This window comes from Streptomyces sp. NPDC059454, assembly GCF_042749965.1.
GTDB lineage: Bacteria > Actinomycetota > Actinomycetes > Streptomycetales > Streptomycetaceae > Streptomyces.
In genome coordinates this window covers 1-25,297 of sequence record NZ_JBHYVC010000034.1, presented here as the reverse complement: position 1 = coordinate 25,297, position 25,297 = coordinate 1, and the positions used below count along the sequence as shown (strand labels likewise).

The window sequence follows — 25,297 nt, the reverse complement described above, 5'->3', positions numbered from 1 at the left end:
GCGGCTCACCCCGGTCACCGACCCCATGAGGCGTGCGGCGGAGCTCGGCGCGGAGCGGGTGGCCCGGCTGCGTTCCGGCACCGTCGGACGGGTGGAATAGGAGGGGGCGGGGCGTCGTTCCAGAGGTATAGTTGAAGCGTAAACAACTTGGAGGGTGAGCGGTCATGCAGTTCGGGATCTTCAGCGTCGGGGATGTCACGCCCGACCCGACCACGGGGCGTACGCCGACCGAGCGCGAGCGGATCAAGGCCATGGTCGCCATCGCGCTGAAGGCCGAGGAGGTGGGCCTGGACGTCTTCGCGACCGGCGAGCACCACAACCCGCCGTTCGTGCCGTCCTCGCCGACCACCATGCTCGGCTACATCGCCGCCCGCACGGAGAGGCTGGTCCTCTCCACCTCCACCACCCTGATCACCACCAACGACCCGGTGAAGATCGCCGAGGACTTCGCGATGCTCCAGCACCTGGCCGACGGCCGGGTGGACCTGATGATGGGACGCGGGAACACCGGCCCGGTCTACCCCTGGTTCGGCCAGGACATCCGCCAGGGCATCAACCTGGCGGTGGAGAACTACGCGCTCCTGCACCGGCTGTGGCGTGAGGACGTCGTCGACTGGGAGGGCAAGTTCCGCACCCCGCTGCAGGGCTTCACCTCCACGCCCCGCCCGCTGGACGGCGTACCGCCGTTCGTCTGGCACGGCTCGATCCGCAGCCCGGAGATCGCCGAGCAGGCCGCGTACTACGGCGACGGCTTCTTCCACAACAACATCTTCTGGCCGGCCGACCACACCAAGCGCATGGTCGAGCTGTACCGGGCCCGGTACGCCCACTACGGGCACGGCACCCCCGAGCAGGCGATCGTCGGCCTGGGCGGTCAGGTGTTCATGCGGAAGAACTCGCAGGACGCGGTGCGCGAGTTCCGCCCCTACTTCGACGTCGCCCCGGTCTACGGGCACGGGCCGTCGCTGGAGGAGTTCACCGAGCAGACCCCGCTGACCGTGGGCTCCCCGCAGCAGGTCATCGAGAAGACGCTGTCCTTCCGCGAATACGCCGGTGACTACCAGCGCCAGCTGTTCCTGATGGACCACGCGGGCCTGCCGCTGAAGACCGTGCTGGAACAGCTCGACCTGCTCGGCGAGGAGGTCGTGCCGGTGCTGCGCGAGGAGTTCGCCAGGAACCGCCCGGCCGACGTGCCGGACGCGCCCACCCACAGCTCGCTGCTGGCCGGAGCCAGGGCGAAGGAAGGTGCACGGGCATGAAGCTCGTCGTCGTCTCGGCGGGACTGAGCGTCCCGTCCTCCACCCGGCTGCTCGGCGACCGCCTGGCCGCCGCGGCCGCCGGGCGGACCCCGGCCGACGTCCAGGTGATCGAGCTGCGCGACCTCGCCGTGGAGATCGCGCACACCTTCACCAACGGCTTCCCGGGCCGGGCGCTGTCCGGGGCCTTCGACGCGGTGGCCGGGGCCGACGGGCTGATCGTGGTCACACCGGTGTTCTCGGCGTCGTACAGCGGGCTGTTCAAGTCGTTCTTCGACGCGCTGGGCGTCACCGACCCCGAGGCCCTCGCCGGGAAACCGGTGCTGATCGCGGCGACCGGCGGCACGGCCCGGCACTCGCTGGTCCTGGACCACGCCCTGCGGCCGCTCTTCGCCCACCTCAAGGCCGTCGTCGTCCCCACCGGCGTCTACGCCGCCTCCGAGGACTGGGGCGCCGAGGGCCTGGACGGCCGGATCGAGCGCGCGGCCGGGGAACTGGCGGCACTGACGGCCGGGCTGTCCACCGCCCGCCCGGCGCCCCGGCGGGACTCCTTCGAGGAGGTCACCCCCTTCGAGGAGCGGCTGGCGGCGCTGCGGCCCGCCGGGTGAGACACGGGTAAGAAGCGGGCCCCGGAGCCGCCCTCCGGGGCCGCGGGGCGGCGGCGGTTGGCACACTGGGCGCGTGCCGCACACCGTTCTGCTCGCCGAAGACGACCGCGCCATCCGCAACGCCCTGGAACGCGCCCTCACCCTGGAGGGTTACCGGGTCACGGCCGTCGCCGACGGCGTCGAGGCCCTCGCGCAGGCCCACCGCAGCCGGCCCGACGTGCTGGTCCTCGACGTGATGATGCCCGGCATCGACGGACTCCAGGTGTGCCGGGTGCTGCGTGCCGAGGGCGACCGCACGCCGGTGCTGATGCTGACCGCGCTGGTGGAGACCGCCGACCGGATCGCGGGCCTGGACGCGGGCGCCGACGACTACGTCGTCAAGCCGTTCGACGTCGAGGAGGTCTTCGCCCGGCTGCGCGCGCTGCTGCGCCGGGCGGCTCCCGTGGCGCCGGCGCCCGAGCCCGTGGAGGTGCCGGAGCCGGAGCCCTCCGGCCGGTTCGTGGCGGCGGCCGGGCTGCGCATGGACCCCCGGGCGCGCCGGGCCTGGCGCGGCGGGCGGGAACTGGAGCTGACCCGCACCGAGTTCGAGCTGCTGGAGCTGCTGATCCGCCACGCGGGCATCGTCCTGGACCACTCCACCATCTACGACCGCATCTGGGGCTACGACTTCGGCCCCGGTTCCAAGAACCTCGCCGTCTACGTCGGCTATCTGCGCCGCAAGCTCGACGAGCCCGGCGCGCCGCAGCTGATCCACACCGTGCGCGGGGTGGGTTACGTGCTGCGGGAGGGCTGAGTGTCGTACGGCCGGCCGGCCGCCCCGAGGCGGCTGCGGCTGCTGTCGCTGGGGACCACGTTCGCGGTGGCGTTCGCGGTGGTCACCGCCACGGTCACCGTGCTGGTCGGCATCCTGTCGTACAACGCCGCCGCCCGGCTGGTGCGGGTGGACCAGCAGTCCGTGTTCGACGAGGTCGTGCAGGACCTGCGCGGCGAGGTCCGGGAGAACCGGATGGCGCCGCACGACTTCTCCTCCGCCGCGCCCGGCCACGACCTGGTGCGGCCCGCGCGGACCGACGTGCAGGTGCTCGGCCCTGACGGCAGCGTCTTCGACCCCGGTGACCCCGGCCTGCCGGTGGTCGACGCCGACCGGCGGGTCGCGGGCGCCGCGACGGCGGGGCGGGTGGTCGTGCACGCGGACGTCGACGTCGGCGACGACGTCTACCGGGTGGCGACCGTCGCGCTGGGCGGCGAGCGGGGCGCGGTGCAGGTCGCGCAGGAGTTCAGCGACACCGAGGACCTGCTGCGGGCCCTCCAGCGGCGCACGCTGATCCTGATGGCGGCGGTGGTGGTCGGGGCCGGGCTGTTCGGCTGGTGGCTGGCCCGGCGCATCACCCGCCGCCTGGTCGTCCTCACCCACACCGCCGAGGCCGTCGCCCGCACCCGCCGGCTCGGCATCCAGGTGCCCGTCGCCGGCTACGACGAGGTGGGGCGCCTGGGCCGTGCCTTCGACCGGATGCTGGGCCGGCTCGCCCAGTCCGAGGAGGACCAGCGCCGGCTCGTCCAGGACGCCGGGCACGAGCTGCGTACGCCGCTCACCTCGCTGCGCACCAACATCTCCCTGCTGCGCCGCATCGACGAACTCCCGCCCGGCACCCGTGAGGAACTCGTCGCCGACCTCACCCAGGAGGCCCGCGAACTGACCGACCTCGTCAACGAGCTGGTCGACCTCGCGGCCGGGCAGTACGACACCGAGCCGCCGCAGCGGGTCGACCTCGCGGACGTCGCCGAGGAGGTGGCGGGACTGGCCCGGCGGCGCACGGGGCGGGAGATCGCGGTGCGCGCGAGCGGTGACACCACGACCGACGGACGGCCCGGGATGCTCACGCGGGCGCTGTCCAACCTGGTGGAGAACGCCGTCAAGTTCGACCGGGACGGCCGCGCCCCCGTCGAGATCCGCGTCACGGGCCCGGCGCGGCCGGGCACGGTCCGGGTGGAGGTGCGCGACCGCGGCCCCGGTATCGCCGACGACGACCTGACCCGCGTCTTCGACCGCTTCTACCGCGCCGCCGACGCGCGTTCCCTCCCCGGCTCGGGGCTCGGTCTCTCCATCGTCCGCGAGGTCGCCCTCGCCCACGGCGGGGCCCCGTACGCCTTCCCCCGCGAGGGCGGCGGGACGGTGACCGGGTTCACGGTGGGGGGCGGGGCGGCGGGAACGGGTGCTCCGGGCGAGGAGTAACGGCGGGTCTCCGTGCGCAGGTATGCGTGCGGGGGCGCGGCGGGGCGCCGTTCCCCGGGGAGAGGGGAGGGCGGCGTGCTGACAGGTGAGGAGTCCGCCGCGCTGGCGGCGGTCGACGAGGCGGCGCTGGGGCGGACCCTGCTGGAGCTGATCTCGGTGCCCAGCGTGACCGGGAGCGCCGCAGAGTCGGAGCTCCAGCACCAGCTGGCCGGGCGGCTGGAGTGGCTCGGCCTGGAGACCGACCTGTGGTCGATGGACCTGCCCGCGCTGCGCGCCGACCCGGACTTCCCGGGCACGGAGGCGCCCCGCGAGGAGGCGTGGGGGCTGGTCGGGACCACTCCCGACGGGGGTGACGGGCCCACCCTGATCCTCCAGGGCCACGTCGACGTCGTACCGCCCGGTGACCTCGCGGCCTGGGACGGCGACCCGTTCGTGCCCCGGGTGACCGGAGACCTCGTGCACGGGCGCGGGGCCTGCGACATGAAGGCCGGACTCGCGGCGCACCTTGCCGCGCTCGCCGCGATCCGCGTGGCCGGCCTGCGGCTGCGCGGCCGGGTGGCCGTGCACTGCGTCGTCGGCGAGGAGGACGGCGGTCTCGGCGCCTTCGGCACCCTGCGGCGCGGTCACCGAGGCGACGCCTGCGTCATCGCCGAGCCCACCGCCGCCACCCTGATCACCGCCAACGCGGGCGCGCTGACGTTCCGCGTCGCCGTGCCCGGCAGGGCGGCGCACGGCAGTTCACGGGAGCAGGGGGTCAGCGCCGTCGACGCCTACCTGCCCCTGCACCGGGCGCTGGCCGCGCTGGAGACCGAACGGAACCGGGACCCGGACCCGCTGCTCGCCGAGTACCCGATCCCGTACGCCCTGTCGGTGGGCACCGTGCGCGCCGGGGACTGGGCGAGCAGCGTGCCCGATCTGCTGGTCGCCGAGGGCCGGCTCGGCGTACGCCTCGGCGAGGACCCGGCGGACGCGCGCGCCGAGTTCGAGCGGTGCGTGGCGCGGGCGTGCGCCGCCGACCCCTGGCTGCGGGACCATCCGGCCGCCGTGAGCTGGCCGGGCGGGCAGTTCGCGAGCGGCCGGCTGCCCGAGGGGCACGCCCTCGCGGACGTGGCCGGGTCCGCGTACGCCGACGCGACGGGCCGCCCCCGGCCGAGGCGGCGCGGGGCGACGTACGGCAGCGATCTGCGGCACTACACCGGTGCCGGGATACCGACGCTGCAGTACGGCCCCGGGGACATCGCGGTGGCCCACAGCGACCGCGAACACGTGTCCCTGCGGGAGGTGGTGGAGGCCGCGCGGACGTTGGTGCTGACGGTGCTGCGGACCGTCGGGACCAGGTGAGGGCGGCTTACGCCGCCGCGCCGGCCGGGGAACCGCCCCGAGCCCCGCCGTCGTGGGAGACTCGGCCCCGTGATCATCGAACGTGCGTACGTACACGTGGACGCGTACGACGAGGGGGAGTGGCCCTGGTCGGTCCCCTGCGTACGTGAACTCCTGGGCGAAGGACTGCGGTTCACCGCCCCGGTGACCTTCGTCGTCGGCCAGAACGGCTCGGGCAAGTCGACCCTGGCCGAGGCCCTGGCCGAGGGCTTCGGCCTGGATCCCTGGGGCGGCTCGCACGCATGGCGTTACGCGAGCCACCGCACCAAGTCCGTCCTCGGCGAACGCATCCGCTTCGACGCGGCCCCCCGCGGCCGCCGGATGCTCGCCTCCTGGTCCGCCCGCCAGGGCTTCTTCCTGCGCGCCGAAACGGCACTCGACGCCCTCGGCCGGGAGGGCCTCGCCCCCGACACGCGCAGCCACGGCGAGGGATTCCTCGCGGCGTTCCGCGACAGGTTCCTGCACCCCGGCCTGTACGTCCTGGACGAGCCGGAAGCGGCCCTGTCCTTCTCCTCCTGCCTCGAACTGCTCGGCCACATCGACCGGTTGTCCCGCTCCGGTGCGCAGGTCGTCTGCGCCACCCACTCGCCCCTGCTGACCGCGCTCCCCGGCGCGGACATCATCGAGGTCGGCGACCACGGCATGCGCCGCACCGCCTGGCGGGACCTCGCCCTGGTCGACCACTGGCGCCGCTACCTGGACGACCCGGGGGCGTATCTGCGCCACGTGCTGGAATGACCCGCTCCTTCTCCCGCCCGGACGCCCCGTCCGGTTTTTCCCGTCCGGTTTCCGTTATCCGGCCCGGGGCGGTGGCTCTCCGGATGTGACAGGGCCGGGGCAGTACGGTCCGGGACCGAGAAGGAGCGTGGACGAGCGTGGCAGCGAGCAGCGGACCCGGCAGGGAGACGGTCGAGGCGGCACAGCGCGGCGACGCCCGGGCACAGGACGAACTCGTCGCCGCCTACCTCCCGTTGGTCTACAACATCGTGGGCCGGGCCCTGAACGGGCACCCCGACGTCGACGACGTGGTCCAGGAGACCGTGCTCCGCGCCCTCGCCGCGCTGGGCTCGCTCAACGACCCCGCCGGCTTCCGGTCCTGGCTGGTCGCCATCACCATGAACCAGCTCCGCCACCACTGGCGCGAGCACCGCACGGCTCCGGCCGGAACGACTCTGCACGACGCGTACGACGTCGCCGACCCGGGCGCCGACTTCGTGGACCTGACGATCGTACGGCTCGGTCTCGAAGGCCAGCGGCGCGAGGCCGCCGAGGCCACCCGCTGGCTGGACCCCGACGACCAGGCGCTGCTGTCGCTGTGGTGGCTGGAGGCGGCGGGCGAGCTGACGCGGGCGGAGGTGGCGGCGGCGCTGGAACTGTCGCCGCGGCACACGGCGGTGCGCGTGCAGCGGATGAAGGCGCGGCTGGAGACGGCCCGGCTGGTGGTGCGGGCGCTGTCCGCGCAGCCGCGGTGCGTGCTGCTGGACGACGTGGTCGCGTCCTGGGACGCCGCCCCCTCGGCCCTGTGGCGCAAGCGCATCGCCCGCCACGCCCGGGACTGCACGGTCTGCGCGGGCCTCCAGTCGGGCCTGGTTCCGGCGGAGGGGCTGCTGGCCGCTCTGGGCCTGGTCCCGGTGGGCGCGAGCCTGCTCGCGGCGTCCGCCCTGCTCACCGCCTTCGGCGCGGGGACGGCGGATGCGGCGCCGGTGTCTTTCGCCGGGGACGCGACCGGGACCGGGGCGGAACACGACGGGTCGGGTACGACGCCCGGCCCGGGCGGCGGTCCCGAAGCGGCCTTCACGGGGCCGACGGGCCAGGACGGCGTGTGGGGCGGTCCGGGCGGCGGTCCCGAAGCGGCCTTCACGGGGCCGACGGGCCAGGACGGCGTGTGGGGCGGCGCGCAGGCGGGCCCGGGAGGCCTGTCGGACGGCCGGGCAGCCGCGTACGGGGACGCGGTGGGGGATCCGGCGACCGCCGATTCCCCCACCGGGCCCCCCGGACCGGGCCCAGTGGTCGGCCACCGTACGAACCTCCGCGCACGCAGCCGCCGGCGCAAGCGGCGTGGCAGGACCGCCGCGGCCGTGGCCGCGGCGCTGCTGGTCACCGGCGGCACGACAGCCGGGATGGCCGTCCTGACGCCGGACGGCGGTGGGGACAGGCCGCGGGCGGTGTCCGAAGGCGCTGCGGAGTCCGCCGTGCCCGCCACGTCCGAACCCGCCGGCCCGTCCACCGAGCCCTCCTCCGCTTCCCCTTCCCTCTCGTCCTCCCCGTCGGCCGGTGCCTCCCGCGAGCCGAAGCCCTCGGCCACGCCCGGTCCGGACGAGTCCGAGGCGAAGTCCGCCCCCGCACGCACCTCGGCCCCCGCGAAGCAGCCGGCGCGGCCGCGGCCGGACCAGCCGTCCACGCCTCCCGCCGGGGACCCCGCCGCCCAGGTCCTGAGTCTCGCCAACACGGAGCGTGCCAAGGCGGGTTGCGGTCCCCTGAAGTTCGACGACCGACTGGCCAGGGCGGCCCGGCTGCACAGCGAGGACATGTCCGCCAACGACTACTTCTCCCACACCGGCCGGAACGGCAGCAGCTTCGCGGACCGGGCCGGGGCCCAGGGCCATCCGAGCCCCGGCGCCGAGAACATCGCCCGGGGCCAGAGCTCCGCCCAGAGCGTCATGGACGCCTGGATGAACTCCCCGGGTCACCGCGCGAACATACTCAACTGTTCGCTCACGACGCTCGGCGTCGGCGTGGTCGACAGCGACTGGACGTGGACGCAGGTGTTCGGCTACTGATCGGCGGCCTCCCGGACGGACCCGGCCGGGCCGGTGGACGGGCCCGCCCCGCTGGATCCGCCGGCCAGGTTGCCGGAGACCGGCGTGTGCGGCGACGCGGGCCTGTACGACGACCCGTGCCGCCGCCCGGCGCGGCGAAGCCGGAGGCTGCTGCGGCGCCCCGGCCGCGCTGCGGACCGGTACGGCTGTCCCGTCCGCGTCCGGCGGCTGCCGACCCGTGTCCCGTATGCGGAGCGGGGAAAGCCGGTCAGCGCACGAGGAGGTCGACCACGCCCGTCAGGCCCTCCTCACCGCTGCCCCCGGCCAGCCGGCGGCGCATCAACGCGAAGTACGGGGTGAGCAGTTCCGGGCTGACGCCCTGCTGCTCGGCGGTGTTCAGGAAGGTCGGTGTGCCGGCCACCTGCATCGCGAGGTTGGAGCCGACCCCCTTGGTGTAGTCGCCGCTGCGCAGCTGGTCGGCGGTCTGGTGGACGGACGGGGCCATCGCGACGAGCCAGTCGGCGAGCAGCGGGGCGAGCGACGCGGGGTCGATGTCCTCCTTGCGGATCAGGGCGAAGGCGTGCGCGGCCCCGGCGAACATCCCGTACATGGCGCTGAGCAGAGCCACGTCGTGGAGCGCCGCGAAGCCCGCGTCCTCGCCGACGTAGGTGGTGCCGACCGGGACGCCCAGCGTCTTCGCGTGCTGCTCGAACAGTTCCCGCGAGCCGCTGTAGAAGATGTAGCCGCCGGCCTCGGGGACGCCGACCATCGGAGGGACGGCCATGATCCCGCCGTCCAGGTAGCGGGCGCCGCGCTCGCGGGCCCACTCGGCGCGGGCCCGGGCCTCGGCCGGGGTGCTGGTGGTCAGGTTGACCAGGTCCTTGCCGGTCAGGTCGGTGCCGGCCAGCGTCTCCTCGACCGAGGCGTCGTCCAGCAGGCAGACGACGACCAGCGTGTTCGCCGCGACGGCGGCAGCGGCGCCGTCCGCGACCTCCGCCCCCTCGGCGGCGAGCGGTGCGGAACGGGCCGGAGTGCGGTTCCAGACGGTGACCGGGTGGCCGGCTGCGAGCCAGGTGCGGGCCAGCGCGGTGCCCATCGCGCCGAGGCCCAGCAGCGTGACGGATGTCTTTTCAACGGTGTTCTGTGCCATGCCGACCAGGCTGGGAGCAGACCCGGAGGCGATCAAGTACGCACTTCGGAGTGGGTGGTTACCCCGGGGTGAGCGAGCACGTCGGAGGGGTGGGGCGTGACGACGCCGAACCGGCCGGGCGCACCGGACGGACACGTCTGCGGGATCGACACCGCGATGGAGGTGACCGGCGGCAAGTGGAAGGTGCTCATCCTCTGGGCGCTCCACGGGCATCCCCGCCGCCGCTTCGGCGAGCTGCGCCGACTGCTTCCGGGGATCACCGGGAAGGTGCTCGCCTCCCACCTGCGCGAGATGGAGGCGGACGGCGTCGTGCACCGCGTCTCCTACGAGGAGGTGCCGCCCCGCGTCGAGTACTCCCTGACCGAGGACGGCAAGCACCTCAACGACGCACTCCGGCCACCGCCGCCCGGGGAAGCGAGCGGCCGGCCGCCCCGAGGCCTGTGAAAACCGAGGTCGATTCCCCGAAAAGCGGTCGCGTGCCTGCGGACGTGTACTCGGGGCGCTAGATCCCGTAATTCTTCCGGTACTTCTCGAGGATGTCCTTGGCCTGCCCCTTCATGCGGTGGTCGGCCCGGCTCTTCGCGAGATCGGCGATCTCCTCCGGAGTGAATCCGAGATTACGGAGATTGTTGAGGGCGATGCTGACGACGTCGATCAACTCCCGGGCCGCTGCCTCCCGGTTGCCGTGCGCGAGGTGTTCCTTGAGCTCTTCGAACTGGATCTGCGTGGCGCGCTCGAAGTGCGACAGCGGCTTCTGGGAGATTTCTTCTTCGACCTCGATCCACGCGTCCCAGATTCTCTGGAACGGGCCAAGGGTTTCCGTCACGGTGCACCGTCTTCCCAGGAGGGGTCAGGAGAGGGTTTGCGTCAGTATCGGTAGCGCGATGAAGAGGGCGCCGAGCGCCGCCAGGGCGATCGCTCGTGTTCGTGAAAGCCGGCGGACCTCCACCTCGCTGATCTTCAAGCCCTCGCCGACCAGTGCGACGAGAATGCACAGAGCTCCGACCACCTGAAGCGTCACGGTTCCCCCGTGTGTACACATGCGGGCTCCCCTGGTGGGAGACCATCGTTGAGTGTGTAGATTTACACATTCGATGATGCATGTCTACCCCTTCAGCTGTGCTGTGGCGCGCAATGTGCTCATGTCGTGCACCGTGAGGGTGTGCCGGCCGGTGCTCACCAGGCCTTCCTCGCGGAGGTGGCGGAGCGCCGTGGCGACGCCCTCTCGCGACGCACCGATCCTGCTCGCGATGTCCTGCTGGGAGAACGCGATGTCGATCAGCCAGTCCGCGCCGGTCCGTTCACCCATCTCGTCCGCCACGTTGACCAGCCATCGGGCCAGGCGGACCTTCACGCTGTGGCGGGCGAGCAGGGCCCGCTCCTCGTCCGACTCGCGGCGGCGTTTCACCGCGCTGCGGTACATCTTCGGCCACAGGTGCTTCTCGTTGATGAACCGGATGAGGACGCCGGCCGTGATGTCCACGCCGGAGACGTCCGTCAGGGCGCGCACGGTGGCCGACCGGGGTTCGGACATGAGCACTCCCTCGTCCCCCAGGACGACCCCGGGCCCCCGGGTCGCGAGGAGGATCTCCGAGCCGTCCTCGCCCGCCTTGCCCACGATCACGTGCCCCTCCTTGATCAGGAGGACCGTGTGGGACGGGTGTCCCTCGGTGAAGATCACGCGCCCGGCGGGGAAGGTGACGGGTGTGCCGAGCCTCTCCAGTTCGAGCAGTTGGTCTTTGTCTTCGAGTGGCGACGTCGCGTCCTTTGGCATGGGCCGAGTGTAGTTCTGCTCAGGCGAGTGTGTGCGAATGCATGGTGGCGCTCCGCCGGGTGCCCGCAAGAGGTGGGGTGACGCCCGGAGGTGGGGTGGTTCTGTCTCCGGAATACCCCCCTGGGTATAGCTGTTAGGGTGGGTGTCAGATACCCCCCGGGGTACACCGTTCCAGAGAGGAGCCGTGCGCTGTGTTCTTCGTCGACACCTTGGAGTTCGAGGGCCTGGGCAACCGCAGCTACCTGGCCGGCGGACCGAATGCCGCGGTGGTCGTCGACCCGCCGCGCGACATCGACCGGGTCATCGCCGCAGCCGCCCGGCGTGGGGTGCGCATCGCTTTCGTGGCCGAGACCCATGTGCACAACGACTACGTGACCGGCGGCCTGGAGCTGGCCCGGGTGACCGGCGCCCGGTACCTGGTGCCGGCCGGTGCGTCTGTGTCCTTCGCTCGCACCCCGGTCGCCGACGGCGACACGGTGACGGTGGACGAGTCCTTGGTGCTGCGGGCGATCGCCACCTCCGGGCACACCCCGCACCACACCTCCTACGCCCTTGCCGAGGGCGGGCGCGGGGTGGCGGCGTTCACCGGCGGATCGCTGCTGATCGGTACCGTGGGCCGGCCGGACCTGGTCGAGCCGCGGCTGACCGAGCGGCTGGCGCGGGCCCAGCACGCCTCCGCCCGCCGCCTGGCGGACGAGTTGGACGACGAGGTGCCGGTACTGCCCACCCACGGGTTCGGCAGCTTCTGCTCCTCCGCGCAGGCCGAGGGGGACGCGACCACGATCGGCAGGGAACGCGCCACCAACGACGCGCTGACCCTGGACGTGGACACCTTCGTCGCGCGGATGCTCGCCGGCCTGGACGACGTGCCCGCCTACTACGCGCACATGGGCCCGGCCAACGCCGCGGGCCCCGCGCCGGTCGACCTCACCCCGCCCGAGCGTGCGGACGCCGAGGAGATCGCCTCCCGGCTGGCCGCGGGCGAGTGGGTGGTGGACCTGCGCAGCCGCATGGCCTTCGCCGAGGGACACGTGGCCGGGTCGTTCAACTTCGAGGGCGAGGGCAAGCTCGCCACCTACCTGGCCTGGCTGATCCCGTGGGGCAAGCCCGTCACCCTGCTCGCCGACACCGCCGAGCGGATCGCCGACGCGCAGCGGGAGCTGGCCCGGGTGGGCATCGACCGCCCGGCCGCCGCCGCCACCGGCGACCCGGCCGGCTGGGTCCGCCCCGGTGAGCGGCTAGCCTCCTTCCCCCGTGCCCGCTTCGCCGACCTCGCCGATGCCCGCGAGCGCGGTGAGCCGGTGGTGGTGCTGGATGTGCGGCGGGACTCGGAGCGCGCGGGCGGCTTCGTCGACGGCTCGGTGCACATCCCGATCCATGAGCTGCACGGCCGTATCGGCGAGGTGCCCCACGGGACGGTGTGGGTGCACTGCGCCGGCGGGATGCGCGCGGCGATCGCCGCGTCCCTGCTCGATGCCGCCGGCCGTGACGTGGTCGCCGTCGACGACGGCTTCGACGCCGCCAGCGAGGCGGGACTGACCCTCACCCGCCCCGGCCGCACCGGCTGACACGACCGCCCGCACCACCTGCACGAAAGTGATCAGACGATGTTCTCGCTTCCTCGCCGCGGCCCCGGCCGCCCCACCCCCCGGCAGGCTCACCAGCGCACCGGTGACGGCCAGGCCGTGCTGCCGGACGTCCGCGAAACACCGGAATGGACGGCCGGGCACGCGCCCGGCGCGCTGCACCTGCCGCTGTCCCGCCTGATGGCCGGGGCATCGCTCCCGGCTTCCGCGCAGGACAGGCCGGTGGTCACGATCTGCCGCTCCGACCACCGCTCCCAGCAGGCCGCCAAGCTCCTGGCCGGCCGCGGCATCGAGGCCGGTGACGTCACCGGCGGCATGACTGCCTGGGTGCGTGAGGGCCTGCCGGTCACCGGCCAGCGCGGCGGCGGTGTCATAGCGTGAGCGTGCTGATCCTGGCCCTGGTCGCCGGGGCCGTGGTCGGACTCGCGCTCGGCGCCCTCGGCGGGGGCGGGAGCGTCCTGGCGGTGCCCGCGCTGATCTACCTGCTCGGCTTCACCCCGGCCGCCGCCACCACCGCCGGCCTGATCATCGTCACCGCCACCTCGCTCACCGCCCTGTACGCCCACGCGCGCACCGGAGACGTCCGCTGGAAAGCCGGCGCCCTGTTCGCGGCGGCCGGACTCCTGCCCGCCGCCGCGGCCGGAGCCGCCGCATCCCGCCTGCCCCAGTCCGTACTGACCGGCGCGTTCGCCGCCGTCGCGGCCCTCGCCGCCGTCAAAATGCTGCGCCCCGGTCGGGCGAGCACCGATCACCCGCCTGTGGTGCAGCCGGCGAAGGCCGCCGGGACCGGCGCGGGACTGGGCGCGCTGACCGGGCTGCTCGGGGTCGGCGGAGGCTTCCTCGCCGTCCCCGCTCTGGTCACCGTGCTGGCCTTCGAGATGCAGGCCGCCGTCGGCACCAGCCTGCTGGTCATCTCGGCGAACTCCATGGCCTCCCTGGCCACCCGCGGCGCCACCACCGCCGGCATCGACTGGACCGTCATCGGCCCCTTCACGGGTGCGGCGATCCTCGGCGCCTGGGACGGCAAACGCCTGGCCGCCAAGGTCACCGGCACCGGGCTGCAACGCACCTTCGCCCTCGTCCTGCTGGCGGTGGCCGCCTTCATGCTCATCGACGCCCTCACCTGACACCGGGCGGGCGATCGGACGCCGGCGGCGCCCCGGCTTCAGGCCAGCGACAGGAACAGCTTCTCCAACCGGGCACGCATCTGCTCCCGGTCCCCGGAAGCGGCCATGTCCGCATCGGTCAGGCAGTGCTGCAAACCCGTGGCGATGATCGCGAAACCCGCCTTGTCCAGAGCCCGGGAGGCCGCAGCCAGCTGCGTGACGACGTCCTCGCAGTCCCGTCCCTCCTCGATCATCTTGATCACACCGGCGATCTGGCCCTGCGCCCGGCGCAGCCGGTTGACCACCGTCTTCAGTTCCTCAGCCGCCATCGCCAGTTCCACAACCCACACTCCTTCGAGATACCCCCTTGGGTATCCTATCGAAGGGGGTAACCCCGACCGAGCAAAGGAAAATCCCGTGGCCCTCACCACCGCCCTCACCCCCGACCAGGCCAGTGCCCGCCTGCACGAGCTGACCGTCATCGACGTGCGCACCCCCGGCGAATACGCCTCCGGCCACCTGCCCGGCGCCCACAACATCCCTCTCGACCACCTCGACACGGCACTGCCCGCCCTGAAGACCGCCGCCGGCCGCGGCGACCTCCTCGTCGTGTGCGCCTCCGGCGCCCGCTCGGCCACCGCCGGCCGGCGCCTGGCCGAGCAGGACATCACCGTCGCCACCCTCACCGGCGGCACCACCGCCTGGACCCGGCTCGGCCACGACACCCACCGCCCCGCCGGGACCCGCACCCCCTGGGCCATGGACCGCCAGGTCCGCCTCGCCGCCGGCACCCTCGTCCTGACCGGACTTGTCGCCGGCCGACGCTGGAACACGGCCCGCTGGCTGTCCGCGGGCGTCGCCGGCGGCCTGGTCCTCTCCGCACTCACCGACACCTGCGGCATGGCCAGGATCCTCGCCAAACTCCCCCACAACCAGCCCGCCGCCACCGACCTGGACGCCACCCTCGCCGCGCTGACCGGCTGACCCCGCCGGGGGAAACGCCCGCGGTGCCACGACGAGCCCTCACGGGCGGCGGCGGACGGCCGTCCCGGCGTCCGCCGTCAGCCCTCTGTACCGTCCTCGCCGTCGAGCCCGGCGGCGTGCGGGTCGCGCGGCGCGCGCGGACCCCCGCCCGCCGGGACGGCGGCACGGAAGCCGTGGCGGCCCGGGCAGTTCAGGTTCGTGTGACGCAGCGGAGAGGGCCGCGCGACCTCCCGCGCGGCACGGCGGCATTCAGCGCCAGGCCGATCGCGCCGGGCCGGTCTCCCGTTCCTCCCGGTGGAAGTGGTCACTCGCCGGTCGTCCTGGCCACCAGCGCGCTGTACGTCAGCTGCAGGGCGTCCGCGCCGGCCAGCGCGGTGAGCGCCCCCATGGCGGTGCGGGTCGCGCGCGGCCAGAGCAGCTGTCCGGCGGTGAGGGTCGAGGCCACCCAGACGCTCATGCAGAACGGGCACGTCACCAGCTCGCCGACCGTTCCCTTGGCGCCTTCGGACCGCGCCTCCTCGTGCAGCTCGGCCGGCCCCTGCGAGCCCTGGAACGTGGTGAAGGGGGCCCTCAGCGGGCTGGTCACCGACGCTTTGCTCAGCAGCCGGCTCAACCGGAAGGTGGCCACCGCGGTCAGTGCCACGTCCCAGGGCACGGGCCGGTCCGGCACGGGACGGCCGCGCACTCCGACCACCGTCGCCCACCCCGCCGTGTACACGCCGAAAGCCGCCATGGCCGTCAGATAGCCGCGCAACGGGCGGTCTTCCCCCGCCGAGTACGTGTGTTCGGTGCGTCGCCACCGCCGCTTCAGACGTTCCGCGAAACGGCCGTCAGCTGCTGCGCCCATGGCCTTCGTCCCCTTCCGCCCGCGTCCGTGCCTCGTCCGCCCTGGGACCACGCTCCGGGGTGTCGCGCAGCCACAGCGTCCGGTTCTGGTCCATACGGCGGCGACCTGGCCTTTTACTCATGGGCGGAGGGTCCCCCGGGGGGCAGGAGGCAAACAGCCGGTCCAGGACGCCGGCTCTCCGCGTCCGGCCGCCCGGGCGAGTGCCCCGGCCGGCCGGGAGGACGCGGAGTCAGCCCTTGCCCATGGCCTTGCGGACGGTGTCCTTGGCGCGGTCCATGAGGGCGGCGACCGGACCGAGGCCATGGGGAAGCCCTTGCGGGCGAAGGGGTGGACGACCTCCTCCTCGGCGGTCTCGTGGACGGCCGGCAGCCGCACCGGTCGGCGGAAGGCGTCGCGGCGTTCCTCACCCCCGGTGGCCTCGACCTCGTCGAAGAGGTTGCGGATGTCACCGTGCTGGCGCATCAGCAACGCGACGACGTCGTCGTCCTCGGCCTTGTCGTCCCCGGCGTGCGGGGTCCTCAGCTCGGACATCCCGGCCTCTCCGCTTCTCGCGCTGCGCGGGGGCGGGGTGCTCGCCCTCGGTCCGGACGCGGTACTCGCGGCCGAACATGGCGTCGTGCTCGGTGATCACCCGGTCGCTCGGCGGCGCCTCTCCGCCGTGGATGGCCTCCTGCATTTGTCCGAACCGCTCGTGCGCCTCACGCACGTAGCCGGCGCCCCGCGTCGTGAGGTCCATCTGGGTGTCCAGCAGCTCGCGCAGGTAGCCCTTGTGCGGCTCGAAGGTGAGCACGTCGGGCAGCACGGGCGCGAGCACGGAGGCGGGCTCGCGGCCGTCGTGGCGGCGCATGAGGTCGCAGGCGGCGTGCACATGAAAAAGGGCGAGGCCCGAAGACCCCGCCCACGACCACCGAAACCCCGGCTCAGGGCCACACCAGGCAGTACGCCTGATGCCCTGCCTCATGCAACCGGTGTGAGAAGTCCTGCCACTCGTGCAGCAGCTGGTACACGTTGAACGCGTCCCGCGGGCCGCCGCGGTCCGGGACCGTCGACCAGATGAAGGCCGCCGCGCCGACCGCCTCCTCGCCTATGCCGCGCAGCGGGTCGACGACCGTCATGGGGAGTTTCACGACCGCGTAGTCGGGGTGCAGGACGACCAGCTCCAGGGGTGGGACCTTGTGCAGGGGGACGCCCTCGATGCCCGTGAGGACCATCGCGGCCATGGTCTCCGGCTTGATCTTGGTGAACATGCCGTTCATGCCGAGTTCGTCGCCGCCGAGTTCCTCGGGGCGCATCGAGATCGGGACACGGGCCGCGGTGGCGCCGTCCGGCGCGCCGAAGTACTTGTACGTCACCCCCACCCGACCACCATTCCTGCTCCCCGCCCCTCTCAGGGGGCCGATCCGCTCCGGTTCGCCGCGCGTCCGCCGCGTCTCGTCCGTGTCCTCCGCCTCGCGTCGGTGCCTTCCCCGCCGGGCACGTCGAGGACCCAGGTCGTCAGTCCCCTCGCCCAGTCCGCCACCGCGATGCATATCTCCACCCGACTGCTTTTCTAGGACGCGTGGCCCCCGCCGCGCAACCCGATCATCGTGTCAGTGACCTCCCCCACGGCCGCCCGCCGAAACGTACGGTCGGACATCTGCCCGCGGGGGCTTCGCAGCCTCCGGCCGGCCGCGACCGTGTGAGCTGTGTGTATCAGACGCCAGTTTCGCAGATCACGGCCGATCGGGGGCCGGATGCCGCAGGCCGCCCCTGGCCTACCCTGGACACGTCATACGCACCCGGAGCCGGGAACCCCTCGGAATGTCGGAGAAGGTCGGAGAAGTCGCAGGTCATGAGCGAACTGCCATATTCATACGAAGCCCCAGCCTCGCAGGCACTGTTCGACCGTGCCGCGGCCGTCACGCCCGGCGGCGTGAACTCGCCGGTGCGCGCCTTCCGCGCCGTCGGCGGCACGCCCCGGTTCATGGTGTCGGGCACCGGCCCGTACCTGACCGACGCCGACGGACGTGAGTACGTCGACCTGGTCTGCTCCTGGGGGCCGATGATCCTCGGGCACGCGCACCCCGAGGTGATCGCCGCCGTGCAGGAGGCCGTCGCGCGCGGTACGTCCTTCGGCACGCCCGGTGAGGGCGAGGTCGCGCTCGCCGAGGAGATGACCGCCCGGATCGAGCCGCTGGAGCAGGTGCGGCTCGTCTCCAGCGGGACCGAGGCCACCATGTCGGCGATCCGGCTCGCCCGCGGGTTCACGCGGCGCACCAAGGTGGTCAAGTTCGCCGGCTGCTACCACGGGCACGTCGACTCGCTGCTCGCCTCCGCCGGCTCCGGTCTCGCCACGTTCGCGCTCCCCGACACGCCCGGCGTCACCGGCGCCCAGGCCGGCGACACCATCGTGCTGCCGTACAACGACCTCGACGCCGTGCACGCCGCCTTCGCCGCGCACCCGGACGAGATCGCCTGCGTGATCACCGAGGCGTCCCCGGGCAACATGGGCGTCGTACCGCCGCTGCCCGGGTTCAACCAGGGGCTGAAGGACGCGTGCGCCGCGAACGGCGCGCTGTACATCTCCGACGAGGTCATGACGGGGTTCCGGACCAGCCGCGCCGGGTGGTACGGCGTCGACGGGGTGCGGCCCGACCTGATGACCTTCGGCAAGGTGATGGGCGGCGGCTTCCCGGCCGCGGCCTTCGGCGGGCGCGCCGACGTGATGGGCCACCTCGCCCCGGCCGGGCCCGTCTACCAGGCCGGCACCCTCTCCGGCAACCCGGTCGCCACCGCCGCCGGGCTCGCCCAGCTGCGGCTGCTCGACGACGCCGCGTACGAGAAGGTCGACGCCGTCTCCGCGCGGATCCGGTCCCTCGTCACCGAGGCGCTCACCAAGGAGGGCGTCGCGCACACGCTGCAGAACGCCTCCAACATGTTCTCGGTGTTCTTCACCGACCGCCCGGTGCGGAACTACGAGGACGCCAAGGCGCAGGAGTCGTTCCGCTTCACCGCGTTCTTCCACTCCCTCCTCGAGAACGGCGTCTACCTGCCGCCGTCGTCCTTCGAGTCCTGGTTCGTGTCCACCGCGCACGACGAGCGGGCCCTCCAGCGGATCGCCGACGCCCTCCCGGCGGCGGCCCGAGCGGCGGCGGAGGCCACGGCATGAGCACCCCGGAGAAGGACGACGACGTCACCGTCGTCCACCTGATGCGGCACGGCGAGGTCGAGAACCCGGACGGCGTCCTGTACGGCCGTCTCGCCGGCTACCACCTCTCCGCGCTGGGCCGGCGCATGGCCGACCGCGTCGGGGAGCACCTCGCCTCCCGCGACATCACGTACGTCGTCGCCTCCCCGCTGGAGCGGGCGCAGGAGACGGCCGAGCCCATTGCCAAGGCGCACGGCCTGGACATCGCCACCGACGGGCGGCTGATCGAGGCCGAGAACGTCTTCCAGGGCAAGACCTTCGGCATCGGCGACGGCGCGCTGCGCCGCCCGGCCAACTGGAAGCACGTCGTCAACCCGTTCAAGCCGTCCTGGGGCGAGCCGTACGTCGAGCAGGTCATCCGCATGATGGGCGCGCTGAACGCGGCCAAGGACGCGGCGCGCGGGCACGAGGCGGTGCTGGTCAGCCACCAGCTGCCGATCTGGATCGTGCGGTCCTACGTGGAGAAGCGGCGGCTGTGGCACGACCCGCGCAAGCGGCAGTGCACGCTCGCCTCGCTGACCACCTTCACCTACCAGGGGGACAGGATCGTCTCCGTCGGCTACAGCGAGCCGGCCCGTGACCTCGTCCCCGCGCATCTGCTCGCGGGTGCCAGGCCGGTGAAGGGGAAGAGCAAGGCGTTCGGGGCGTAACGCCCGTCCGGGACCGGTGCGGCGCCCGACGGGAACCACGCTTTCGAAAACCGTTGCGAAACCCCCGCACGCGGCCGGGAACCCCCGGCTCCGTCACGTCCTCTGAGTGAGTGACCACCAGAGGACGTGACGATCGGGGTTGCCATGCGCAGTCTCACCCGTAGGGGAATGCTCGGGCTCGGTGCGGGGGCCGCTGCCGCCGTCCCCCTGGCCGGCTGCGGCGGCCACACGGGTTCGGGCGGCGGGACCGACGCGGACGGCCGGCCCGGCACGCCGAAGCCGGAGCCGAAGCCGACGAGGACGGCCCGCCCGATCGGTGACGGCTCCACCTCCTTCACCGGCAAGCAGCCCCACCAGCCCGGCAGGCCGGTGCCGCTGGAGCCGGGGCAGACCCCGCCGCAGTTCGTCGTCTTCTCCTGGGACGGGGCCGGCGAGGTCGGCAACGGCCTCTTCCCGCGCTTCCTGGACCTCGCCAAGGAGCACGGCGCGTCCATGACCTTCTTCCTCTCGGGCCTCTACCTGCTCCCCGAGTCGAAGAAGCGGCTCTACGACCCCCCGAACAACCCGCGCGGCGCCTCCGACATCGGCTACCTCACCGATGGCCACATCAAGGACACGCTGAAGAACCTCCGCCGCGCCTGGCTCGAGGGGCACGAGATCGGCACCCACTTCAACGGCCACTTCTGCGGCGGCTCCGGCAGCGTCGGCGGCTGGACGGCGCAGCAGTGGCGCAGCGAGATCGAGCAGGCCAAGTCCTTCGTCAAGGAGTGGCGGACCAACTCCGGCTGGACCGACCTGGAGTCGCTCCCCTTCGACTACGACAAGGAGCTCGTCGGCGGCCGTACGCCGTGTCTGCTCGGCCAGGACAAGCTGCTGCCCACCGCCCGCGAGCTCGGCTGGCGCTACGACGCCTCCTCGCCCGGCGGCCGTCAGGTCTGGCCGTCGAAGAGGCAGGGCATATGGGACCTCCCCCTGCAGCAGATACCGTTCCCCGGTCACTCCTTCGAGGTCCTGTCGATGGACTACAACATCCTCGCCAACCAGTCGGTCAACTCGACCAACGCGCCCGCCCACAATCACCCGGGCTGGCGGCGGCAGGCGGCCCGGGCGTACATATCGGGCTTCGAGCGGGCATACGAGTCGAACCGGGCGCCGTTCTTCGTCGGCAACCACTTCGAGCAGTGGAACGGCGGCATCTACATGGACGCCGTGGAGGAAGCCCTCAAGCACATCGCGCGGGAGAAGGAGAAGGGCGGTGACGTGAGGCTCGTCTCCTTCCGGCAGTTCACCGACTGGCTGGACGTGCAGAAGCCGGAGGTGCTGGAACAGTTCCGCACCCTGGACGTCGGCCAGGAACCGGCCGGTGGCTGGAAGGCATTCGCCGAGGACACCGGCGGCACGACCGGAACGGGCGCCGTCAACGCCGCCTGATATGCGGATTTCCGCCCGTGCGGGGGGTGCGCAAGATCCCCAGAACGGGCATGCGAAACTTTTCACATGAGTGCCGCCAGCCGCGCCCCCCAGCGCTCGAACCGTGCCCTCCGCGTCCGCCGTCGCGCCACCCTGGCCACCGGCGTGGCCGTGGCCGCACTGCTCGTCTCCGCGTGCGGATCGGGCGGAACGTCCGGCGGGGGCGGCAACACCAACTTCGTCACCGGGACGGACGGCATCTCCACGGTCGCCGAGGGCGAGCGGGTCGCCGCGCCCGAGCTGTCCGGGAAGACGCTCGAGGGCGAGCGGCTCGACGTCGCCGACTACCAGGGCAAGGTCGTCGTCCTCAACGTCTGGGGCTCCTGGTGCAACCCGTGCCGCGCGGAGGCCAAGTACTTCGCCAAGGTGGCCGAGGACTACGCCGACCAGGACGTGCAGTTCGTCGGCATCAACACACGGGACGGCAGCACCACGGCCGCCCTCGCCTTCGAGAAGGACTTCGGCATCCCCTACCCGAGCCTGTACGACCCCACGGGCAAGCTGATGCTCCGCTTCGAGAAGGGCACCCTCAACCCGCAGGCCGTCCCCTCCACCCTGGTCCTGGACCGGGAGGGGAAGATCGCGGCCCGCTCGCTGACCGCGCTCGACGAGGAACGGCTGCGGAAGATGCTCGAGCCGGTCGTCGCGGAGAAGTGACGTGACGACCCTGCACACGCTCGCCGCCGAGACGGGCTACAACGGCACGGTGCTCAACGGCGCCCTGCTGGCCGCCCTGCCCATCGCCGTGCTCGGCGGGCTGGTCTCCTTCTTCTCGCCCTGCGTACTGCCGCTGGTCCCCGGCTACCTCTCCTACGTCACCGGCGTCTCCGGCACCGACCTGGCCGAGGCCCGGCGCGGCCGGATGGTCGCCGGAGCCTCCCTGTTCGTGCTCGGCTTCACCGTCGTGTTCGTCTCCGGCGGGGCCTTCTTCGGCTACTTCGGGCAGACCCTGCAGGAACAGTCGGGCGTCCTGTCCAAGGTGCTCGGCGTCCTCATGATCCTCATGGGCGTCTTCTTCATGGGCCTGATGCCCTGGCTCACCCAGCGCGAGTTCCGCTTCCACAAGCGGCCGGCCACCGGGCTGGTCGGCGCGCCCGTCCTCGGCGCCCTGTTCGGCATCGGCTGGACCCCCTGCATCGGCCCCACCCTCGCCTCCGTGCTGACCCTGTCCGCGCAGCAGGAGAGCGCCGGACGCGGCGCCGTACTGACCGTCGCGTACTGTCTGGGACTGGGCGTGCCCTTCGTGCTCGCCGCCGTGGCCTTCCGCAAGGCGCTCGGTGCCTTCGGCTGGGTCAAGCGGCACTACGTCTGGGTCCTGCGTGTCGGCGGCACGATGATGATCGTGACCGGTGTGCTGCTGCTGACCGGCGCGTGGGACAGCCTCGTGGCGGAGATGCAGACCTGGTCCAACGGCTTCACTGTGGGGATCTGACCCGATGAGCAAGACGACAACCGACGACACCCCCACGGCCGCCGACGACCAGGAGCTCGGCGCCGCCGGTTCCCAGCTGTCCACCGCGCCCAGGGAAGACGCGCCGAACCTGCCCTCCCTCGGAGTCATCGGCTGGGCCCGCTGGTTCTGGCGGCAGCTCACCTCCATGCGGGTCGCGCTGCTGCTGCTCCTGCTGCTGTCGCTGGGCGCGATCCCCGGCTCGCTCATCCCGCAGACCGGCATCGACGAGACCGCGGTCGCCGACTTCCGCGAGCGCCACGACGTCCTCGCGCCGGTCTACGACAAGCTCGGACTCTTCGACGTCTACAGCTCGGTGTGGTTCTCGGCGGTCTACATCCTGCTGTTCGTCTCCCTCATCGGCTGCATCGTGCCCCGCACCTGGCAGTTCGTGGGCCAGTTGCGCGGCCGCCCGCCGGGCGCCCCCCGCCGGCTGACCCGGCTGCCCGCCCACACCACCTGGCGCACCGGGGCCGAACCCGAGCAGGTCCGCGAGGCCGCCCTCGCCCTGCTGAGGAAGCGTCGCTTCCGCGCCCACGTCGTCGGTGACGCCGTCGCCGCCGAGAAGGGCTATCTGCGCGAGGTCGGCAACCTGCTCTTCCACATCGCGCTGATCGTGATGCTGATCGCCTTCGGCTGGGGCCAGCTCTTCAAGTCCGAGGGCAACAAGCTGGTCGTCGAGGGCGACGGCTTCGCCAACACGCTCACCCAGTACGACGACTTCAAGTCCGGCAGTCTCTTCACCAACGACGACCTGGTGCCGTTCAGCTTCGACGTGAAGAAGTTCACCGGCACCTACGAGCGCACCGGCCCCAACAGGGGCACCCCGCGCACGTACGAGACCGAGCTCACCTACACCGAGGGCGCCGACGGCGAGGAGAGGACGGCCCTCGTCAAGGTGAACAAGCCGCTGAAGATCGGCGACGCCAAGGTCTACCTCGTCAGCCACGGCTACGCGCCCGTCGTCACCGTCCGCGACGGCAAGGGGAACATCGTCTTCCGGGACGCCGTGCCGCTGCTGCCGCTCGACTCCAACGTCACCTCCTCCGGCGTGGTCAAGGTCCTCGACGGCTACCGCAACCCCGAGGGCGAGAAGGAGCAGCTCGGCTTCAACGCCTTCTTCGTGCCCACCTTCGGCGGTTCCGCCAGCGGCACGATGCTCTCCCAGTTCCCCGCGCTGGACTATCCGGTGCTCGCGCTCTCCGCCTACCACGGCGACCTGAAGGCCGACTCCGGCATTCCGCAGAGCGTGTACCAGATGGACAAGACCAAGATGAAGGAGTTCAAGGACTCCGAGGGCGAGCTGTTCAAGAAGCTGCTCACGCCCGGCGAGACCATGACGCTCCCGGACGGCGCCGGCTCGGTCACCTTCGAGAAGGACGTCAAGGAGTGGGCCGGCTTCCAGGTCGTCCAGGAGCGGGGCGCCGGCTGGGCGCTCGGCGGCGCCGTCGTCGCGATCGCCGGCCTGGCCGCCTCCCTGTTCATCCAGCGCCGCCGCGTGTGGGTGCGCGCGGTCGAGGGCCCCGACGGCGTGACCGTCGTCGAGATGGCCGGCCTCGGCCGCAGCGAGTCCGCGAAGGTGCCCGAGGAACTCGGCGACCTCGCCGGAGTCCTCTACGACCGGGCGCCGGGCGCACCCGATCCCTCCCCGGACCCGTCCGGTTCCACCGACACCGATTCCGAAGCGGTACCTGCCGAAGGGGCTGAACAGCCGTGATTCTCGCCGCCGCGACCAACGAGAACCTCGCGGAGATCAGCAACGTGCTGATCTACTCCGCGATGGCCGTCTACACCCTCGCCTTCTTCGCGTACATCGCGGAGTGGACCTTCGGCAGCCGCAGCAAGGTCGCCCGGACCGCCGCCGCCCTCACCCCGAAGGCGGAGGCGAAGAAGGCGCCGGCCGTCACCGTGAAGCGGGCCGGCGGCGCCGCCGTACTGGAGCGGCCGAAGGTCGTCGTCCGCGCCGCCGCCGGAACGCGGGACGTGCCCGACGGACCCGGAGCGCACGGCGGGGACGAGCAGGGCGACCTCTTCGGGCGGATCGCCATCTCCCTCACGGTGCTCGCGTTCTGCCTCTCCTTCGGCGGCGTGCTCACCCGCGCGCTGTCCGTGGAGCGGGCGCCGTGGGGCAACATGTACGAGTTCAACATCACCTTCTCCACCACCGCGGTCGGCGTGTACCTCCTGCTGCTGGCGCTGAAGAAGAACGTGCGCTGGCTCGGCCTGTTCCTGACCACCTCGGTCCTCATCGACCTCGGTATCGCCGTCACCTGGCTCTACACCGAGAGCGACCAGCTGGTCCCGGCCCTCCACTCGTACTGGCTGTACATCCACGTCTCCACGGCGATCCTGTGCGGCGCCGTCTTCTACGTGGGCGCGGTCGGCGTGATCCTCTACCTGTTCAAGGACTCCTACGAGAACAAGCTCGCGAACGGCGGCAGGCCCGGCAGCTTCGCCACCTCCGTGCTGGAGCGGCTGCCCGCCGCCGCGTCCCTCGACAAGTTCTCCTACCGGGTCAACGCCGCCGTCTTCCCGCTGTGGACGTTCACGATCATCGCGGGCGCCGTCTGGGCCGGTGACGCCTGGGGCCGGTACTGGGGCTGGGACGCCAAGGAGGTCTGGTCCTTCATCACCTGGGTCGCCTACGCCGCCTACCTGCACGCCCGCGCCACCGCCGGATGGAAGGGCCGCAAGGCCGCCTACCTGGCCCTGCTCGCCTTCGGCTGCTGGCTGTTCAACTACTACGGCGTCAACATCTTCGTCTCCAGCAAGCACTCGTACGCGGACGTCGGCCTGGGCGCGCTCCAGTCCGTGGGCTTCTGAACCCACGCCCTGCGAAGGCCGGTTCCCGTGACCC

General features: G+C 72.4%; 26 protein-coding genes and 2 pseudogenes. 19 read left to right on the top strand and 9 right to left on the bottom strand.

Going from position 1 to position 25,297, the window contains the following annotated elements; all coding sequences use genetic code 11:
- Positions 1–164 precede the first annotated feature (164 nt).
- The 7 genes from ACFXAE_RS22565 (at position 165) to ACFXAE_RS22535 (ending at position 8,257) form a co-directional block, all read left to right on the top strand.
- Positions 165–1,259, top strand: a complete 1,095-nt coding sequence (locus ACFXAE_RS22565; protein WP_384717708.1) for an LLM class flavin-dependent oxidoreductase — start codon at positions 165–167, stop codon at positions 1,257–1,259.
- On the top strand, positions 1,256–1,864 hold the full coding sequence (locus ACFXAE_RS22560; RefSeq protein WP_384717705.1) for an FMN reductase: 609 nt from the start codon (positions 1,256–1,258) through the stop codon (positions 1,862–1,864). The genes ACFXAE_RS22565 and ACFXAE_RS22560 overlap by 4 nt, the downstream gene beginning before the upstream one ends.
- A gap of 73 nt (positions 1,865–1,937) precedes the next feature.
- Complete coding sequence (locus ACFXAE_RS22555; protein WP_384717702.1) at positions 1,938–2,657, top strand: response regulator transcription factor; 720 nt, start codon at positions 1,938–1,940, stop codon at positions 2,655–2,657.
- Positions 2,658–4,097, top strand: coding sequence for an ATP-binding protein (locus ACFXAE_RS22550; protein ID WP_384717699.1), 1,440 nt, complete (start codon positions 2,658–2,660; stop codon positions 4,095–4,097). It begins immediately after the preceding gene.
- A 75-nt stretch (positions 4,098–4,172) separates the two neighbouring features.
- The gene (locus ACFXAE_RS22545) at positions 4,173–5,438 is read left to right on the top strand and encodes an ArgE/DapE family deacylase (RefSeq protein WP_384717696.1); all 1,266 of its coding nucleotides are present in this window, start codon (positions 4,173–4,175) and stop codon (positions 5,436–5,438) included.
- Between the two features lie 69 nt (positions 5,439–5,507).
- Entirely contained in the window at positions 5,508–6,215 is a 708-nt protein-coding gene (locus tag ACFXAE_RS22540; protein WP_384717693.1) for an AAA family ATPase, read from the top strand.
- A 137-nt stretch (positions 6,216–6,352) separates the two neighbouring features.
- Entirely contained in the window at positions 6,353–8,257 is a 1,905-nt protein-coding gene (locus tag ACFXAE_RS22535) for a sigma-70 family RNA polymerase sigma factor (protein ID WP_384717690.1), read from the top strand.
- Positions 8,258–8,504: 247 nt separating this feature from the next.
- On the opposite strand, the gene ACFXAE_RS22530 is transcribed toward ACFXAE_RS22535, so the two are convergent.
- On the bottom strand, positions 8,505–9,386 hold the full coding sequence (locus ACFXAE_RS22530) for an NAD(P)-dependent oxidoreductase (protein WP_384717687.1): 882 nt from the start codon (positions 9,384–9,386) through the stop codon (positions 8,505–8,507).
- A gap of 96 nt (positions 9,387–9,482) precedes the next feature.
- Here ACFXAE_RS22530 and ACFXAE_RS22525 point away from each other — a divergent pair, with 96 nt between their 5' ends.
- A complete protein-coding gene (locus ACFXAE_RS22525) occupies positions 9,483–9,830 on the top strand; it encodes a winged helix-turn-helix transcriptional regulator (protein ID WP_384717684.1) in 348 nt (115 codons plus the stop codon).
- Positions 9,831–9,888: 58 nt separating this feature from the next.
- Here ACFXAE_RS22525 and ACFXAE_RS22520 read toward each other — a convergent pair whose 3' ends face one another.
- The 3 genes from ACFXAE_RS22520 to ACFXAE_RS22510 all read right to left on the bottom strand — a co-directional run bounded on the left by ACFXAE_RS22520 (position 9,889) and on the right by ACFXAE_RS22510 (position 11,160).
- Complete coding sequence (locus ACFXAE_RS22520; protein ID WP_384717681.1) at positions 9,889–10,212, bottom strand: hypothetical protein; 324 nt, start codon at positions 10,210–10,212, stop codon at positions 9,889–9,891.
- Positions 10,213–10,236: 24 nt separating this feature from the next.
- A complete protein-coding gene (locus tag ACFXAE_RS22515; protein ID WP_384717678.1) occupies positions 10,237–10,407 on the bottom strand; it encodes a hypothetical protein in 171 nt (56 codons plus the stop codon).
- A gap of 84 nt (positions 10,408–10,491) precedes the next feature.
- The gene (locus tag ACFXAE_RS22510) at positions 10,492–11,160 is read right to left on the bottom strand and encodes a Crp/Fnr family transcriptional regulator (protein WP_384717675.1); all 669 of its coding nucleotides are present in this window, start codon (positions 11,158–11,160) and stop codon (positions 10,492–10,494) included.
- A gap of 191 nt (positions 11,161–11,351) precedes the next feature.
- Between ACFXAE_RS22510 and ACFXAE_RS22505 the strand changes: the two genes are divergently transcribed.
- From ACFXAE_RS22505 to ACFXAE_RS22495, 3 genes are read left to right on the top strand one after another with little or no spacing between them, the layout of a single operon-like run.
- Entirely contained in the window at positions 11,352–12,728 is a 1,377-nt protein-coding gene (locus tag ACFXAE_RS22505; RefSeq protein WP_384717672.1) for a rhodanese-like domain-containing protein, read from the top strand.
- A gap of 39 nt (positions 12,729–12,767) precedes the next feature.
- On the top strand, positions 12,768–13,127 hold the full coding sequence (locus ACFXAE_RS22500; RefSeq protein WP_384717669.1) for a rhodanese-like domain-containing protein: 360 nt from the start codon (positions 12,768–12,770) through the stop codon (positions 13,125–13,127).
- Positions 13,124–13,873, top strand: a complete 750-nt coding sequence (locus ACFXAE_RS22495) for a sulfite exporter TauE/SafE family protein (RefSeq protein ID WP_384717666.1) — start codon at positions 13,124–13,126, stop codon at positions 13,871–13,873. The genes ACFXAE_RS22500 and ACFXAE_RS22495 overlap by 4 nt, the downstream gene beginning before the upstream one ends.
- Before the next feature lie 38 nt (positions 13,874–13,911).
- Here ACFXAE_RS22495 and ACFXAE_RS22490 read toward each other — a convergent pair whose 3' ends face one another.
- Positions 13,912–14,193 (bottom strand): metal-sensitive transcriptional regulator, encoded by a 282-nt coding sequence (locus ACFXAE_RS22490; protein WP_018845516.1) that lies wholly within the window; start codon positions 14,191–14,193, stop codon positions 13,912–13,914.
- A gap of 76 nt (positions 14,194–14,269) precedes the next feature.
- Between ACFXAE_RS22490 and ACFXAE_RS22485 the strand changes: the two genes are divergently transcribed.
- Positions 14,270–14,836, top strand: coding sequence for a rhodanese-like domain-containing protein (locus ACFXAE_RS22485; RefSeq protein ID WP_384717664.1), 567 nt, complete (start codon positions 14,270–14,272; stop codon positions 14,834–14,836).
- Between the two features lie 304 nt (positions 14,837–15,140).
- On the opposite strand, the gene ACFXAE_RS22480 is transcribed toward ACFXAE_RS22485, so the two are convergent.
- The 4 genes and pseudogenes from ACFXAE_RS22480 to ACFXAE_RS22465 all read right to left on the bottom strand — a co-directional run bounded on the left by ACFXAE_RS22480 (position 15,141) and on the right by ACFXAE_RS22465 (position 17,041).
- Complete coding sequence (locus ACFXAE_RS22480; RefSeq protein WP_384717661.1) at positions 15,141–15,683, bottom strand: DUF1360 domain-containing protein; 543 nt, start codon at positions 15,681–15,683, stop codon at positions 15,141–15,143.
- A 306-nt stretch (positions 15,684–15,989) separates the two neighbouring features.
- A pseudogene (locus ACFXAE_RS22475) lies at positions 15,990–16,214 on the bottom strand (hemerythrin domain-containing protein); the annotation flags it as partial.
- Between the two features lie 13 nt (positions 16,215–16,227).
- A pseudogene (locus tag ACFXAE_RS22470) lies at positions 16,228–16,560 on the bottom strand (hypothetical protein); the annotation flags it as partial.
- Positions 16,561–16,603: 43 nt separating this feature from the next.
- Entirely contained in the window at positions 16,604–17,041 is a 438-nt protein-coding gene (locus tag ACFXAE_RS22465) for a hypothetical protein (RefSeq protein ID WP_003992141.1), read from the bottom strand.
- Between the two features lie 473 nt (positions 17,042–17,514).
- Here ACFXAE_RS22465 and hemL point away from each other — a divergent pair, with 473 nt between their 5' ends.
- From hemL to ccsB, 7 genes are all read left to right on the top strand, one after another.
- Positions 17,515–18,831 (top strand): glutamate-1-semialdehyde 2,1-aminomutase, encoded by a 1,317-nt coding sequence (gene hemL, locus ACFXAE_RS22460; RefSeq protein WP_384717657.1) that lies wholly within the window; start codon positions 17,515–17,517, stop codon positions 18,829–18,831.
- Positions 18,828–19,520, top strand: coding sequence for a histidine phosphatase family protein (locus ACFXAE_RS22455; RefSeq protein WP_384717654.1), 693 nt, complete (start codon positions 18,828–18,830; stop codon positions 19,518–19,520). Before hemL ends, ACFXAE_RS22455 begins: the two co-directional genes overlap by 4 nt.
- Positions 19,521–19,688: 168 nt before the next feature.
- Positions 19,689–20,951: a hypothetical protein gene (locus ACFXAE_RS22450; protein ID WP_384717830.1), complete on the top strand. Its 1,263-nt coding sequence runs from the start codon at positions 19,689–19,691 to the stop codon at positions 20,949–20,951.
- Positions 20,952–21,017: 66 nt separating this feature from the next.
- Positions 21,018–21,647: a TlpA family protein disulfide reductase gene (locus ACFXAE_RS22445; protein ID WP_384717651.1), complete on the top strand. Its 630-nt coding sequence runs from the start codon at positions 21,018–21,020 to the stop codon at positions 21,645–21,647.
- A 1-nt stretch (position 21,648) separates the two neighbouring features.
- Positions 21,649–22,422, top strand: coding sequence for a cytochrome c biogenesis CcdA family protein (locus tag ACFXAE_RS22440; RefSeq protein WP_384717648.1), 774 nt, complete (start codon positions 21,649–21,651; stop codon positions 22,420–22,422).
- A 4-nt stretch (positions 22,423–22,426) separates the two neighbouring features.
- Entirely contained in the window at positions 22,427–24,157 is a 1,731-nt protein-coding gene (locus ACFXAE_RS22435; protein ID WP_384717645.1) for a cytochrome c biogenesis protein ResB, read from the top strand.
- On the top strand, positions 24,154–25,263 hold the full coding sequence (ccsB, locus tag ACFXAE_RS22430) for a c-type cytochrome biogenesis protein CcsB (protein WP_384717642.1): 1,110 nt from the start codon (positions 24,154–24,156) through the stop codon (positions 25,261–25,263). The genes ACFXAE_RS22435 and ccsB overlap by 4 nt, the downstream gene beginning before the upstream one ends.
- Positions 25,264–25,297 lie beyond the last annotated feature (34 nt).

Excerpts from the sequence above, each read along its gene's own strand:
- ACFXAE_RS22445 (WP_384717651.1), top strand. The coding sequence starts at position 21,018 with ATGAGTGCCGCCAGCCGCGCCCCCCAGCGCTCGAACCGTGCCCTCCGC.
- ACFXAE_RS22530 (WP_384717687.1), bottom strand. The coding sequence starts at position 9,386 with ATGGCACAGAACACCGTTGAAAAGACATCCGTCACGCTGCTGGGCCTC.
- ACFXAE_RS22500 (WP_384717669.1), top strand. The coding sequence starts at position 12,768 with ATGTTCTCGCTTCCTCGCCGCGGCCCCGGCCGCCCCACCCCCCGGCAG.
- ACFXAE_RS22435 (WP_384717645.1), top strand. The coding sequence starts at position 22,427 with ATGAGCAAGACGACAACCGACGACACCCCCACGGCCGCCGACGACCAG.
- ACFXAE_RS22480 (WP_384717661.1), bottom strand. The coding sequence starts at position 15,683 with ATGGGCGCAGCAGCTGACGGCCGTTTCGCGGAACGTCTGAAGCGGCGG.
- ACFXAE_RS22565 (WP_384717708.1), top strand. The coding sequence starts at position 165 with ATGCAGTTCGGGATCTTCAGCGTCGGGGATGTCACGCCCGACCCGACC.
- ACFXAE_RS22560 (WP_384717705.1), top strand. The coding sequence starts at position 1,256 with ATGAAGCTCGTCGTCGTCTCGGCGGGACTGAGCGTCCCGTCCTCCACC.
- ACFXAE_RS22450 (WP_384717830.1), top strand. The coding sequence starts at position 19,689 with ATGCTCGGGCTCGGTGCGGGGGCCGCTGCCGCCGTCCCCCTGGCCGGC.
- ACFXAE_RS22510 (WP_384717675.1), bottom strand. The coding sequence starts at position 11,160 with ATGCCAAAGGACGCGACGTCGCCACTCGAAGACAAAGACCAACTGCTC.
- hemL (WP_384717657.1), top strand. The coding sequence starts at position 17,515 with ATGAGCGAACTGCCATATTCATACGAAGCCCCAGCCTCGCAGGCACTG.
- ACFXAE_RS22455 (WP_384717654.1), top strand. The coding sequence starts at position 18,828 with ATGAGCACCCCGGAGAAGGACGACGACGTCACCGTCGTCCACCTGATG.